Origin of the sequence: Rhodopirellula baltica SH 1, from assembly GCF_000196115.1 — a bacterium.
GTDB lineage: Bacteria > Planctomycetota > Planctomycetia > Pirellulales > Pirellulaceae > Rhodopirellula > Rhodopirellula baltica.
The window spans coordinates 5,002,162-5,015,647 of the sequence record NC_005027.1 but is presented as its reverse complement, the minus strand read 5'-3'; the positions used below and the strand labels follow the sequence as shown (position 1 = coordinate 5,015,647).

At 54.6% G+C, this 13,486-nt stretch carries 10 protein-coding genes; 6 read left to right on the top strand and 4 right to left on the bottom strand.

All coding sequences use genetic code 11. The features are described 5' to 3' along the window. The first annotated feature begins 84 nt into the window (after positions 1 to 84). The 3 genes from RB_RS19155 to RB_RS19145 all read left to right on the top strand — a co-directional run bounded on the left by RB_RS19155 (position 85) and on the right by RB_RS19145 (position 3,266). Positions 85 to 1,617, top strand: a complete 1,533-nt coding sequence (locus tag RB_RS19155) for an RtcB family protein (protein WP_011122265.1) — start codon at positions 85 to 87, stop codon at positions 1,615 to 1,617. Beyond that, the gene (rtcA, locus tag RB_RS19150) at positions 1,610 to 2,692 is read left to right on the top strand and encodes an RNA 3'-terminal phosphate cyclase (RefSeq protein ID WP_164922229.1); all 1,083 of its coding nucleotides are present in this window, start codon (positions 1,610 to 1,612) and stop codon (positions 2,690 to 2,692) included. Before RB_RS19155 ends, rtcA begins: the two co-directional genes overlap by 8 nt. Before the next feature lie 184 nt (positions 2,693 to 2,876). Then, positions 2,877 to 3,266, top strand: a complete 390-nt coding sequence (locus RB_RS19145; protein ID WP_011122263.1) for a DUF1579 family protein — start codon at positions 2,877 to 2,879, stop codon at positions 3,264 to 3,266. Here the strand turns inward: RB_RS19145 and RB_RS28170 are convergent. Continuing rightward, complete coding sequence (locus tag RB_RS28170) at positions 3,242 to 3,622, bottom strand: hypothetical protein (RefSeq protein WP_231845793.1); 381 nt, start codon at positions 3,620 to 3,622, stop codon at positions 3,242 to 3,244. The genes RB_RS19145 and RB_RS28170 overlap by 25 nt on opposite strands. A gap of 108 nt (positions 3,623 to 3,730) precedes the next feature. Here RB_RS28170 and RB_RS19135 point away from each other — a divergent pair, with 108 nt between their 5' ends. Then, entirely contained in the window at positions 3,731 to 3,895 is a 165-nt protein-coding gene (locus RB_RS19135; RefSeq protein ID WP_011122261.1) for a MerR family DNA-binding transcriptional regulator, read from the top strand. A 275-nt stretch (positions 3,896 to 4,170) separates the two neighbouring features. Then, the gene (locus RB_RS19130; protein WP_164922228.1) at positions 4,171 to 6,336 is read left to right on the top strand and encodes a PHD finger domain-containing protein; all 2,166 of its coding nucleotides are present in this window, start codon (positions 4,171 to 4,173) and stop codon (positions 6,334 to 6,336) included. A gap of 92 nt (positions 6,337 to 6,428) precedes the next feature. Here the strand turns inward: RB_RS19130 and RB_RS19125 are convergent, their stop codons facing one another. Then, a complete protein-coding gene (locus tag RB_RS19125; RefSeq protein WP_164922227.1) occupies positions 6,429 to 6,812 on the bottom strand; it encodes a hypothetical protein in 384 nt (127 codons plus the stop codon). A gap of 696 nt (positions 6,813 to 7,508) precedes the next feature. Next, positions 7,509 to 11,669 (bottom strand): DEAD/DEAH box helicase, encoded by a 4,161-nt coding sequence (locus RB_RS19110; RefSeq protein WP_011122252.1) that lies wholly within the window; start codon positions 11,667 to 11,669, stop codon positions 7,509 to 7,511. 334 nt (positions 11,670 to 12,003) lie between these two features. Between RB_RS19110 and RB_RS19105 the strand changes: the two genes are divergently transcribed. After that, positions 12,004 to 12,720: a HEAT repeat domain-containing protein gene (locus RB_RS19105; RefSeq protein ID WP_007333417.1), complete on the top strand. Its 717-nt coding sequence runs from the start codon at positions 12,004 to 12,006 to the stop codon at positions 12,718 to 12,720. A 74-nt stretch (positions 12,721 to 12,794) separates the two neighbouring features. Here RB_RS19105 and fae read toward each other — a convergent pair whose 3' ends face one another. Beyond that, positions 12,795 to 13,343 (bottom strand): formaldehyde-activating enzyme, encoded by a 549-nt coding sequence (gene fae / locus RB_RS19100; protein WP_011122249.1) that lies wholly within the window; start codon positions 13,341 to 13,343, stop codon positions 12,795 to 12,797. Positions 13,344 to 13,486: the final 143 nt, after the last annotated feature.

Below are 13,486 nucleotides of genomic sequence, written 5' to 3'. Positions count from 1 at the left end.
CTTAGTGGAATCGTCGTTGGTTTGGCACAGGCGATGCTTTAGCTGTGTGCAACAACAAGCATCTTTCTTTGATTCGAGATTCACATGACGACTTCGACCAAGACCCGTCCGAACACGGACTCGCGGAACCTGTACTCCGGTCCTGGAATGGTTGCGACCGGCGAAGCGACCGCGTTGCTTCGGACGGAAACGACTCCACCCATTCGCGTCTTCGGAACCGAGTCGATTCGCGAAACCTTTGACGACTTGTGTTTGCAGCAAGCGGTCAACTCACGGTTGGCTCCCGGTGTGACTGATTTGGTTTTGAATCCAGACGCGCACTGTGGTTATGGAGCACCGGTCGGTTGCGTGATGGTTTCGCCCACACACATCTATCCCGGTCCGGTTGGTGTCGACATCAAGTGTTCGATGAGTTTGCTGCAATTGGATCTTCCCGCCGAAGCGATCGAGGACCGCAAGGTTCGTCGAGCGTTGATCTCGGCGATCTGCCAACGCACACCGACGGGTGCGGGCAAGGGACAACGCAGCGTGACCAAAGCACGGCACGTCAACCGAACACTCGGAAAGCAATTGGTGACCGAAGGTGCGAGTGACGATGTGTGTCACGCTCTTGGGATTCCAACCAGTTGGTCACACCGATGTGAAGACTCGTACCATGTTGGACATGATGACACGCAGTTGGCGCTGGAGAATCGCCTCGACACGATCCTAAGCCATCGTCACATGAGTAACTTCAGTGACAAGATGCAGCAATTGGGTTCGTATGGAGGCGGGAACCACTTCGGGGAATGTGAAGTGGTGGAAGTTGGCGACAACGACCGTGCTCGCGAAGTGGCTCAAACGTTTGGGTTGCGTGATGGCAACGTGGCGTTCTTGTCGCATTGTGGATCGCGAGGGTTCGGGCACAACTTGGCGTCGGGGCAATTCCGTACCTTGCAGGACAAGTTTGACCGGTGGGGGATTCCGCTTCCTGCGGGCGATCGCCAATTGGTCTACGCTCCTTTGGGAACAGATGAAGCGAATGACTACCTCGATGACATGGCATTGGGAGCGAACTTCGCGACCGTGAACCATTTGCTGATCAATGCCCTCGTATTGGAAGCGTTCCAGGAAGTGATTCCGGGAACACGCGGGAACCTGGTTTACTTCATCAGTCACAACATTGCTCGAAAGGAAATCGTGGACAATCAACCGGCATGGGTGCATCGAAAGGGAGCCACGCGAGCGATGCCAGGTGGGCATCACTCGCTTGCCAACACTCCGTTTGCAAAATCCGGACACCCGATTTTGTTGCCGGGAAATCCACGCGATGGGTCAGCCGTGATGGTGGCCGATGAAGGTGCGTCGGCATCTTGTTACAGCGTCAATCATGGTGCGGGACGGACGCTCGGACGTCGTCACGCCAAACGTGTGTTGGATCAAGCGACGGTGGATTCGGAATTCGATTCCAACGATATCTTGAGCAATTGTCGCAAGTACCCGATCGACGAAGCGCCTGCGGCATACAAAGACTTCAATGAAGTCCTGCGGTCGGTGAAGTCGGCTGGATTGGCAAGCGAGGTGGCTCGTTTGAAAGCACGGTTCGTGATCAAGGATGCGAGCAAAGCGGATGATTGAAATCAACGGAAGCGAGGGCGAGGGAGGCGGGCAGATTGTTCGCTCTTCGCTCGCCCTTGCGGCGGTGACGGGGCAACCCATCCGACTCACCAACATTCGCGGCGGTCGCAAGAAACCAGGTTTGCTTCGTCAACATCTGGCAGGTGTTCGCGCGATCCAACAGGTATGTTCTGGCGAAGTCAGCGGAGACCAGCTTGGTTCGGGCGAATTGACTTTGGTGCCCGGTCAATTGTCCGGCGGTGACCATCACTTTGAAGTGGGGTCGGCGGGCAGCGCTGTCTTGGTGGCTCAAACCATCTTGCCGGTTCTTCTGCACGCCGATGCTCCTTCCACGATCACGATCGGTGGCGGGACTCACGCCTCTTGGGCACCACCATTTGATTTCTTCTTGCGTTGCTACTTGCCATTGCTGGCTGGGATGAACGCGAAAGTCGAGGCTGAGATTGAATCTCATGGGTTCTATCCAGCCGGCGGCGGTAGAATCGTGATGAAGGTTGAGCCCTCCACAGGGATCACGGGACTGGCACTGACGGACCGAGCCGGTAGCCTGCAACCGAAAGTCACCGCATTGGTTTCCAGGATTCCAGAAACGGTTGGCCAGCGGGAGTGTGATGTGATCGCGAGGAAAACCGGATGGGGACAGAAGGCATTCCAGGTGGTCGATGTTCAGCAGTCCGGCGGTCCCGGCAACGTCGTGATGATCGAGCTGGGGTTTGACAATATCAGCGAACTGATCATTGGATTTGGCAAGGTCGGAGTCAAAGCGGAACAGGTCGCTCGTGCGGCACTTCGCGAAGCCCGTGCGTACTTGGCCAGCGATGTACCGGTTGGCGTTTACCTAGCCGATCAATTGTTGTTGCCAATGGGTTTGGCGGCACGCAATGGACACCGCAGTGAGTTTCGCACCGGACCCTTGTCGCTGCACAGCCAAACCCACATCGACGTGCTACGGAATTTTCTGGAGGTCAACATTCAGTGTGTCTCCAATGAAAATGGTTCCGTCCACGTGATCGTTGAAGGAGGCAACGACTGCATTGGTTGCAGCTCTCCATTGCGGGAAGCGAAGCGAGTATAAAAACAGGCGTTGTTGAACGCGGTTTAATTTCTTCTCAAGAGGTGGTTGCGATGCGAATGTTAAGTGTTTGCTTGATGGTTTTGGTTGGCTGGCAAGGGACGTCGGCATTGGCTCAGGAGATGTTGCCCAAGGATGTTCTTCAAATGGACGCGGGGACCTGGGATGCCAAAGTGACGATGTCGTCATGGGACAGGAAATGGTTTCCGAAGGCACGGAAGAGAACAAGATGCTGGGCCAGGTTTGGCTGGTCAGCAGTTTCAAGGGCGAATTCGGCGGGGAAGTGTTCGAAGGACGGGGCCATGTTGGCTACGACCCTGCATCGAAGCAGTACGTTGGCAGTTGGATCGATTCGATGACGCCCGTGGCCACGCAGATGAAGGGCACTTACGACCCCAAGACTAAGGCGATGACGCTGCAGACCAAGGGAGTCGACATGCAGGGCAAACCATCAACGGGCACGATGACAACGGTCTACCAAGGCACCGACAAACGCACGACAACCATGCACAGCATGATCGATGGCAAGAAGGTCAAGGTGATGGAAATCGTCTACCAGCGAGCAGCGGGCAAGTAGCTGGTTAGGACCGAGCGGGAAGCAATTCGTTGTCGTGGTGAAGAAGTTCCGGGATTTGGTGGCCGCAGACTTCCTGGGCATTCAAGTCTGGAAGGCGAAGGGAGACGCTGACTTCGCGGTCGTAGGCCTTCCGTCTGGCCGATGTAAACGATCGGCTTCGCTTCGTCTTCACCCTCGCCGAACAAAAAGTAGATGCCGGGTAGATCCAGTTCCTTGCGAAGCTTGCCTTGAGCCAGATCGCTACGAGTGATCAAAACCGCTTGCACAATACGCGTCGTGATTTCAGCGATACGAATGCCGCGTGGCTCACCGGTTGGCAAGTAGATTTGAATTGTTTTCGCAGTAGCGGTTGCCATCGATTGCTCCAAGGGTTGGCCAGCCCACCCATGACATCTTTTCGCTGCAGACTTTGATAGACTGCGTAAGCCTATGAAAAAGATCCGCGGGGCAAACGGGATGGTTCCATGACCAAGCTCAGTGACTACGTCAAAACAGCAGAAGCCGCCGAGTTTCTGGGTGGTGCCCAAAACACGCTGCGCAAGTGGGCAGAGGAAGGACAGATTCCGGTTCCGCGAAACCCAGCAAACGGCTACCGACTATTCAAACGAAGCGATTTGGAGAGATTTTGAAACAGCTTGAGCGAGCGGACAAACCAAAATCATGAACAAGCCGGCCAAGCCAATCCAAAGCAACTTTACGCAGTTAGCGGAGCACGGCGAGTAACTTGTTCGCCTCGGACTACTTGCGGAACGCTCGTCCCGCAAGACCCCAGCGACAAACCGGCTAGCGAGTTGTGTAAACGCACTCAAGCAGCCAAGCCGGCCGCCAAGAAGAAGCCTGCGAAGCGGAAAGCAAAGGCCAAATAGGCGTGGGAAGTTTGATCCAACTTCAACAGAGAAATTCAATGGGCAAGAAGACGAAGAACGATCCAGCAACTTTCAATCGCATCGCAGAGTCTCTGCGTCAATATCGACGAGCCGAACTCAAGGAGTTCGCAATTGAATTGGGCGGGAGTCCGATCGATGACCTTTACGTCGACCCGCTTCCAAGCGACGCGGTTCTTACGACCGTTCTGTCGAGCAACACCACCTTTCTCACCGGTCGAAAGGGAACCGGGAAAAGCACAGTGTTCGCTCGTGCGCAATCAGAGATCAGGAAAAGGAAGGATCTGATCTCGATCTATATCGATGTCAAAAGCCTTCATGAACTTGCAGACGGAAGTCAGCCCGTCACAACCGAGCGAACCCTGGGAGACGTCGACCCCGGAATCTTTCGCGCCCACATGTTGCGAAAGCATTTTCTCGGCGAGGTGCTTCGGCAGTTGTTGAAGGAGCTAAATCTTGCGTGCGAATCGATGGGCATCATTGAACGATTCAGCGGTCGTAAGCGAGGCTATCAAGAACTGATCAGCTCGTTGCAGAAAATTGAAAAATCTGTTTCAAGTTGTAAATTGCGTGAGGAAGAACTCCCTGTTCTTCGCCAGATCACAATTAAAGCCCGCAATCGAAGTGAGAATGAGAAACAACGCACTGCGTCCGCGAAAGCGACGGCAAGTGGATCGGCTTCTGCTCTTGGCCTATCAGGAACCGCTTCAGGCGAAGTTGCCGGATCCGACTATTCAAAAACACTGGACGACCGCGAACTGTACGAGGAGTACTCCAATGTCGTACTGAAATCGTTTCCGTTTGCATCACTAATCGAGCAGGTAACGGATTTACTTGATGAATCAAAGCTTCTCCGACTGGTCGTATTCTTCGATGACTTCTCGGAACTTGAGTGGGTAAGCCAACGTCTCTTTGTCGACGTGATTTTGTCACCACTCAACAATGCAACGAATGAACGCATCAAACTAAAGGTCGCTGGATATCCTGGTCGTGTCTACTACGGACGAATAGATCCCGGCAAAGTGGACACGGTCTGCTTGGACTTTTCTCAACTTTATAAATCGAACGAGTTGCAAACTGCCGAAGCTAGTGCAATCGATTACACACGCCGTTTGCTTGAAAAACGATTTAGTGCTTTTGGGCAGAGTATTTCGGATTACTTCGACCCCTCAGCGGATCCCGCAGAACTGTTCCGACTTCTTTTCTTTGTCTCAACGAACTCGCCTCGTTTGCTCGGATACATACTTCACTACTGCTATCTGGACCGTGTTTCCCGTGGGCTTGGAATTACCCCGTCAAGTATTCGACTTGCATCCAGTAAGTATTTCTCAACCGTTGTTTCCCAGTACTTCGATCGCGCAGGACGTTTCGCCCTTGAACCATTCGAGCAAAAGCTTGACCGACACAATCAGCAAAACCTACTTCGCGCGTTGTTAGCAGAATCAATCGAATTGAAGAAACGCATCAACCGCGGTGAAGTTGGTGGGACATATTTCGACGAACTTGGCCACAATCCGCCGGTTAGTCACTTTTACATTGATCCGAAGTTGGAGAGCGTTCTTTCGTCTCTTGAGTTCAATTTCTTGGTTACGAAGTATTCTGACACCAGAGACAAGAATGGGCGTGACGTTTCGGTATACGCTTTTCTGTATGGCCTTGCCGAAGCCGAGAATTTTGCGTGGGGGTATCCCGCAGGACGTGAATACCGAAACTATTTTGTTCAACGCTGCTTCGACTACAACCGGGTGATCCACCAGTTTCTTTCTAAGACCAGCACGATTCGCTGCAACGAATGCGGTTCGTGTTTTTCCATGGAAGACGAAGACAAGATTTCCTTTTACAAGTGGAAATGCCCAAATTGCCAGAGCGGAGTCTGCTCGGTGGTGCAACTAAGCGATGAGTTTGAAACCGAGGTCGCGCAACTTGATGAGGCATTGATGCTCGAAGAGGTTGAGCTCGAGATTTTGGCTGCACTTGAGGAATCTGATCAATGGATGCGAGCGGGCGAAATCTCGCTACTTGTCGATGCAACCTATCAATTGGTCGGAAGCCGAACCGGCAAACTACAGCAACAGGGACTTGTGCTGAAGGAGGTCGTTGACGGTCACCGACGCAGTAGAATCCGAGACGAGGCTAGAGAGATCTACTTTAAGAAGTCTGAGCTTGACGACGAAAGCTCGACGTAACTGCTTGAAGCCGTCGGGATCGCCAACCCCGACGGCGCAAATATGGCCACAACCAAATTGTCAAAGATCTGAGTCGGCCAGCGGGCTGGCGTTTACAGTTCGAGCAGTCGGTCTTCGATTTCCGACAGGCGTTCTTGCAAGGCGTTGACCGCGGCATCTGCGGGCTCAAACTTGGCTCGTAGGTCGGTCAGGATGGCTTCGTGCGTTTTGGCTTGCTCGGTGGAGCGGTTCGCTTCGTTCTTGAACGGCGTCGCCTCGGCTTTTTCTTGGTCTTGCCGCATCCAGCCTTCTCGCTTGTCCATTTCCTCGGCGAGGGAAGCTCGCGTGTGGTCGGCCGCACTGAGCTCATCGACGACCGAATCGTATTCAGCGACCAGTTCTCGGTCCTCGCGGGTGTTGCGTAGTTCCATGCGGGCCGGGGACGCTCGTTTGCGGATCGCATTGATCTCGTTTCGCCGGATGTAGAGTTGCGACATTTCTGATTCGTGCTTTGCCGTCAACGCTTCGAGGGTTTGCTCGGCAGCGTCGATCTGCGTGCCGAGCGTGGTCGCTTTGCTTTCGAGCGGACGGGAGCGCGCCCGTTGCGCGCTGTTGATTCAGTCGCATACCAAATGACAACGATTGGCCGATGGGCGTGCGCCCCAGTGGACGTCTGGTTAACCGCCGCTAACGCGGTGCGGCTGATTCAATCAACAGTCTGGTTGGCCACTCTTGGCCGACATCCGCAACTTGGACGGACAAGAGTGCCCCTACTACATGCGTCAAAACCTTGTTGACGACTCAATCGACAAGCCGCAACGGAAGCGGGCCGCGAATGGGTTGGCGAAGAGAGGCTTCGCTGGTGGACGGTGGGGAGTTGGTGGCGGGGAGGCAGAGAGGCAGAGAGGCGGGGAGGTGATTGAAAAAGTGAAATTGTAAATTGTAAGGTTCAAATTGTGCGGGCTTTCTGGGGGAGGGGAACACGCGTTACTTCTCATGCTCGGCCCTCACCCTCGCGTACGGCTGAACGGCGTCGCTCGAGCTCTCCCCAAACTTCGGTTCGGGAGAGGTGCGTCATTTTAAAATCTGCCGAAATGCGGTGTCAGAAAACTGCACGACCTCGACGCTGGGAAAGAGGTGGCGGATTGATTCGAGTCAGGTTGGCAGGCGTCTTTTGGCGACCGGCGTTCTCTCTACAGAATCAACTTCATGAGTTCTTCGGCGGAGAGTTTCGCGGATGATTCGGTGCCCTCAAGCAGGCTATCGGCGAGGTCGCGTTTGCTTTCATGGAGTTGCAGGATTCGTTCTTCAATGGTCCCTGTGGTGATGAATCGGTACACCGTGACGGGCCGCTGTTGTCCCATGCGGTGGGCGCGGTCGGACGCTTGGTCTTCCACGGCGGGATTCCACCACGGGTCCATGTGGATCACGTAGTCGGCCGCCGTCAGGTTCAACCCCACGCCCCCGGCTTTCAAGCTGATCAAGAACACATCGCCTTCGCCGTCCTGGAAGGCATCCACACTGGTCTTGCGTTTCTTCGCTGGCGTGCTGCCGTCCAGGTACTGATATGAAATCTTTCGTTCATCGAGCCGGTCTCTCAAGAGATGCAGGTGGCCAACGAACTGGCTGAACACCAACACTTTGTGGCCACCCTCGATCAAATCCGTCACGGTATCAGTGAAGCGTTCGAGCTTTGCCGCTTTCAAGCCAGCATCGGGGTCGACTAAATCGGGATGACAACAGAACCGGCGCAGACGCATCAGTTCCGCGAGGATCTTGATGTGCACGGGGCGGTCGTCGTCACTGTCTTCCAAGTTTTGGAGTGCCTTTCGACGCATGGCTTCGTACATCGCGGCTTCGTCTTCGCCCAATTCGATTGGCACGGTGATTTCGGTTCGCGGGGGAAGTTCATCCAGCACCTGAGACTTTGTTCGCCGCAGAATGAAGGGCGCGATCAATTGCTTGAGTTGCCGCTGAACGTCGCGGCGATGGTCGCGTTCAATCGGAATCGCAAAGCGTTCTTGAAACGATTCGGAGGAGCCAAGTAGGCCTGGGTTGATGAATTGAAACAGGTTCCACAGTTCGCCCAAATGGTTTTCCATGGGCGTGCCGGTGAGCACGACTCGGAAATCCGCTTCGAGTCCCATTGCCGCTTCGCTGCGTTTGGTGTCTGCGTTCTTGATCGCTTGGGCTTCGTCGAGAACCAGTGTCTGCCAACGTCGGGATTGCAATTTTTCTGCTTCGTTCGCCAACAAACCATAACTGCATATCAGCAGGTCTCGTTTTCCCAAGGACTCAATGACCGTCTCGCGATCCGCTTCGCTGAACAGGATTGGACGAAGCGAGGGGGCAAAGCGTGCGATTTCGGAAACCCAGTTGGCGGCCACCGAAGTCGGCGCGACCACCAATGCCGGACCTGACTTACCCCGGTTGAGCAGAACGGCGAGGCACTGCAGCGTTTTCCCCAATCCCATGTCATCGGCCAGGCAGGCACCCGCCCCCAGGTGAGCCAAGCGGGACATCCATTTGAAGCCATCGACTTGGTAGTCACGCAGGTCGGCATTCAGCGTTTTGGGCAATTTCGGCCGGACTCGGTCGGCCGATTCGATTCGCTTGATCTGCGACTTCCATTGTTGGTCGGCGGTCAGGTCAGAGTTGCCGGTCAGTTCGGCGATCGCGGTGGCGCGAATGGTGGGGAACCGGACTTGGTCCTGGCGGCGATCGGTGTACGCCGCCATGGTTTCCAGTCGCTTGCGAAAGTGTTCGGTCAACGCCACAAATCGTCCATCGTTGAGTTGCACGAATCGGGAGGTGCTGGCGCTAGCCATCTCCAGCAGGTCCATCATCTCGATGGCCAAATTGCTATCGACATGCAGCTTCCCTGAAGCGGCGAACCAGTCTTGGCCCCCGTTGATCTTGATTTTCCAGTCCGACTCATCTGCGGACCCAGCGATCTGAAAGGCTTGCCCCTTGGGCCAGTGCAATGTCAAACGTGATTCCTCAACGAGCGAATTTAGCTCCAAGAGCGCTTCGAGAGCCTCCGCTGCGGTGGGCAGATCGATGACTTCGGCATCGGCCTGCTGACCCAAGAAGTCGCAATCGTTTTGCACCGCACGAAGGCTTTCTGATTCCGCCTCCAGGTCCCGGCGAGTCGATCGCACCTGACCGTTAATCTTGGTAACAACCGTTCGACTGCCCTGACCTGGAACGAAGAAACCGCCACTGTCACCAAAGGGACGAGTGAAGAATGCGATTTGCAAGCCATGATCGTAAGGTGTCAAGTGAGCGTGAATGGTGTTGTCGGCGACGACTTGCTCTGCACCGTCGGCGGTGACTTCGATCTCCGAATGCAATGGCGCGATCGGTGCCAGTGGCCGCACCGCGTCGAGTAACTGATCGACTGCGGAGTCGGGCACCGTCAGACCGTCGGCTAACATCGACGCCAGTTTCAATTGCGCGTCGCTGAACTGAACGATCGAAAACTTCGATGTGCTTTCTCGATGAACGAGCAGATGACTTTCACGGGACGTTGGTCGAGGTGACAAGGAAATCGTTGCGCCACCCTCGGGCGATCGCTCGACGACTAGGCGAGCGTGATTCTTTTCGATTTCAATTGGCGATCGGGCGTCGTCGTCCATGAACAGGCAGGGGTGACCAATCAGGGCATCGACTAGCAACGCGGTTTCAAAGTAGTAGTGATATTCGGTGTATCCGTAGTGATCACGTGAAGTCTCGCAACGAAGCGAACCGCAAATTTTTTGATCCTCTGGCTTTAGGAAATCAAACTCGGCGAGTCGACTTGGGTCATAGATTCGCTCCAAAGCAATGGGGCGACCTTTGGACCAGCCCTTCTTGCTATAGCTTTGGTGAACCGGCCGACAACCGAGACTGCGGCCACTGGCAGCGATGTTCACCAACCACGCCAGGCGGTCGCTCTCTTGCGGCGTTGCTTGGCCAGCTTGCTGGGCGGGGGATGACGCGGGTTGAAAGCTGGCAGCAAAAGCTTGCAAGGCGCCGAGCTGTTTTTTCCAAATGGGTGATCGCTCGAACTGACCGGCCATCGGTGACGTGCCGGTGGTGTTGTAGATTTTTTTGATCGTTTTCGCAGTCGACTGATTCGGCTTGTGTTCGTTGACTAGCGTCATCGCTTCGGCAGCCAGCCAGTCCAGCCCCGAGGCGAGATACAACTTGCCGATTTGCGCGAGGTTGTTCAGTTCACGAGAAGCAGTTTCGGAGCTAGAACAAATTTCACGTACATAGCCGCTGAGCAATGTTGCTAACGGGCGAGACACATCATCGGTCCAACTGGCTTGGATGTGCTGAGCCAGTCCTGGGTCTTCTAGAAAGTCGCACCCGCTCAAAACGGCGTCGCATCCCAGCAGCAGATCCTGATCCAATTTCTTGATGCGTCGTTGGATGATCTTTTGGGCCGTCGCGGTCGCCTGGGGGTCGGACTGCCGGAGCAATAGCAGCGGGTAATACAATCCGGCGAAGGTTTGACATGCAGTCAAGGACGAGCTTTTTCCAAGCGATGTAGCTGGCATTGCGGTGGCAAAGTGTTGGGTCGCTTGATCTCGGTCACCTTGCAGAAGGCAGACCAGCCCGAGAATTTCGGGGCGTTGGTTTTTCAGCAGTTCCGCCAACGGTTGCAACGTCGAACAACGACCCGCGGCAAACAATAAATCGGTGCCCACGGAAATGGCGACTTCGTCGTCGGGTGACGAACGTTTCAACCAAGCTTCGACGTGATCCATCATCCCCGTCGAGCCATTCGCCGTGTGCAACAGGGAAGGTCCGAAGACCGGCCAGTAGGCGTCTTGAAGTTCGATAGGCAGGCCTTCGTAGACGGTTTCGTCAAAGGGAGTTAGTAAGCCTAGTTTTCGTGTGTGGATCGCTTCTTCAGGGGCAAGGTTGAAATAGCTCTCCACATCGCCTTGATAGAAAGCCAGTCGTTGCCTTTTCTGTTGTTCTGACTGGTGAATTTGTCTCCACGGGAATCGGTTTTGAGTCGCCAGGTTGTTCACGATGAATACCAGATCCGAGAATGTTCCCTCGTGGATGGATGATCTCAGTATCGCATCGGCCACGGACGGCTGAATGTGGAACCGCAGGTTGGATTGAGACTGGATGCAACCGATGTTTTGCAGGTGTTTCAGTGCCGGCTTGATGATTGCCTGGGTAACCTTGGGGGGCGTCGGTTTCCCGACTTTGGTCAAGCAAGGCAACGCGTGCCGCACCATTTTCGTTAAATCCGAAAGGTCGACGGTGTCAAAGGCGATGGCAAGAAGCTGACACGACAACTGTTCCAGCCCATCGAGAGACTCAAACTTTGTTTTCAAATCGTGGAATGACAAAGGTAGGGCTCTAATTCAATCTAGGATCGGTTAGGAATGAAGTGTTAAGTGCCTGTTGCCAAAACGGCACAACGATGGGGAGATGGGGGAACAGAGATCGAGAATCGAAACTTAGGCTCGCTGAAGATATCCCCAAGCGGAAAGAGAATAACGTTCCCACAGGACATTTCCTAACCGTTCCTGCTTTCACCTTTTTGGTGATAGGCTCTGCAACAGGGGAACTCTTTCGTGAAACACTTGCGTGAAACGTTTCGGGGGTGAATTGGGGTTTTTCTCATCCGCTTGGTTTTGTTACGTCGAAGGTTGAAATGTTCAATGAATCTTCCCGTCTCGGATGAACCGCATGGCGAGTCGCCTTTTCCAGTCGATCGTTCCGTTGATGCCTGTCGTCGTGTTAGCACCCGTCTTGGTGCTGTCCGGGGGCTGTCACGATGGTCCCATGTACGCGCTCAAGCACGCTAATCCGTACTTCACGATGCGGCAGTGGAAGGCGGATGAGGCGATCGGTGTGACGGATCACAAACGTCGCGAAGAATTGCAGTCGCTGGCGAATTCGATGTACGCCATGCCCGCCGAGCGGCAACAAACGTGGACACCGCACTTGGAACAGATCTACGAGAACGATCCTAGCGCTGAGATGCGTCGATTGGCAATCTTGGCCGCGGGGCGTTCCAAAGACGCAACCACCATCGATTTGGTCGCGAAAGGTTTGAAAGACGATAACCTGAAGGTTCGCATGGAAGCGTGTCGTGCTTTGGGTGAGCGTTCCGAAGATCGAGCGGCTCAGTTGCTGGCTTCGGTCGCTGGTGAATCGCAAGACCAAGACGTCCGGCATGCCGCGATTGCGGCTTTGGGAAAACATCCCGGTGAAATCTCAACCAATTCACTCAGACTCGCTCTTCAAGATCGAGATCCTGCGACGCAGGACTTGGTGATTGAAACGCTTCGCGAGAGCACCGGAAAAGATTTGGGCAACGATCCTGCTGAATGGATCGCCGCCCTAGACGGTCAGTCGAGTGAAGAACCAGCCAGCGGATCGTTGTTCCGCTAACGGCCGGACGAGAGTTCAAACTCTCGAGGGGCTTCGAACGGGCGGAGCCGATCGGCGACAAGTACACGGACGAATCAAATTTTGCGGTCGAGACCCATCTGGTAATACTTGTGGGTGATCTTGTCTTGGTTCTCGAGCAACCAATCGATCGATGGCTCGTTGTTCATGGCTTTGTGAATCGCCTGCGTCATCGCTTTGCGATGGATGTCGAACAACGCCTTGTGGTCCAAGTTGTCGTCATCGATGACACCAGGGTTCAACCACACGCTGCAGATGATTCCGAGGTCGTTGGCTTTTTCCTTGGGGATGTCGCCGGCGCGAACCGCATCCAAAACGCCGTTGGCGATCGCGGCTTGAACGGTGCCCATCAGGATATTGGTGTAGCGACTGTTTTTGACCGTCACCTTGCTGACGCACAGAGTCACCGGCCGGACTTGGATGTCCGTGTTCAGAATCGCGAAGACTTTTGAGTGACCCATCGATTGGTCACCGGTCAACGTGGCCAGGGCGGTGCCAACGGGGCCATCGAGTTCGCCGATGACGACTTCGGGTTCTGCGGCGGTGAAGGGTGGACCACCGGCGACGAGAGATTCACCAGTGCGAAGGATGATGCGATCCGACATTCAATCAGCTCAATCATTGAGGAGGAGTGAGGCTTCTTTCGAAGTCTCGTTCAAACGGACAGCAGGGTAAGCGAATCCGTGCTCCTGTTCCAGACAATGAAGGCGGCGATTGATGCGAACACCAAACGCCCATTTGTGTGAGT

Excerpts from the sequence above, each read along its gene's own strand:
- RB_RS19155 (WP_011122265.1), top strand. The coding sequence starts at position 85 with ATGACGACTTCGACCAAGACCCGTCCGAACACGGACTCGCGGAACCTG.
- rtcA (WP_164922229.1), top strand. The coding sequence starts at position 1,610 with ATGATTGAAATCAACGGAAGCGAGGGCGAGGGAGGCGGGCAGATTGTT.
- RB_RS19145 (WP_011122263.1), top strand. The coding sequence starts at position 2,877 with ATGGGACAGGAAATGGTTTCCGAAGGCACGGAAGAGAACAAGATGCTG.
- RB_RS28170 (WP_231845793.1), bottom strand. The coding sequence starts at position 3,622 with ATGGCAACCGCTACTGCGAAAACAATTCAAATCTACTTGCCAACCGGT.
- RB_RS19135 (WP_011122261.1), top strand. The coding sequence starts at position 3,731 with ATGACCAAGCTCAGTGACTACGTCAAAACAGCAGAAGCCGCCGAGTTT.
- RB_RS19130 (WP_164922228.1), top strand. The coding sequence starts at position 4,171 with ATGGGCAAGAAGACGAAGAACGATCCAGCAACTTTCAATCGCATCGCA.
- RB_RS19125 (WP_164922227.1), bottom strand. The coding sequence starts at position 6,812 with ATGTCGCAACTCTACATCCGGCGAAACGAGATCAATGCGATCCGCAAA.
- RB_RS19105 (WP_007333417.1), top strand. The coding sequence starts at position 12,004 with ATGAACCGCATGGCGAGTCGCCTTTTCCAGTCGATCGTTCCGTTGATG.
- fae (WP_011122249.1), bottom strand. The coding sequence starts at position 13,343 with ATGTCGGATCGCATCATCCTTCGCACTGGTGAATCTCTCGTCGCCGGT.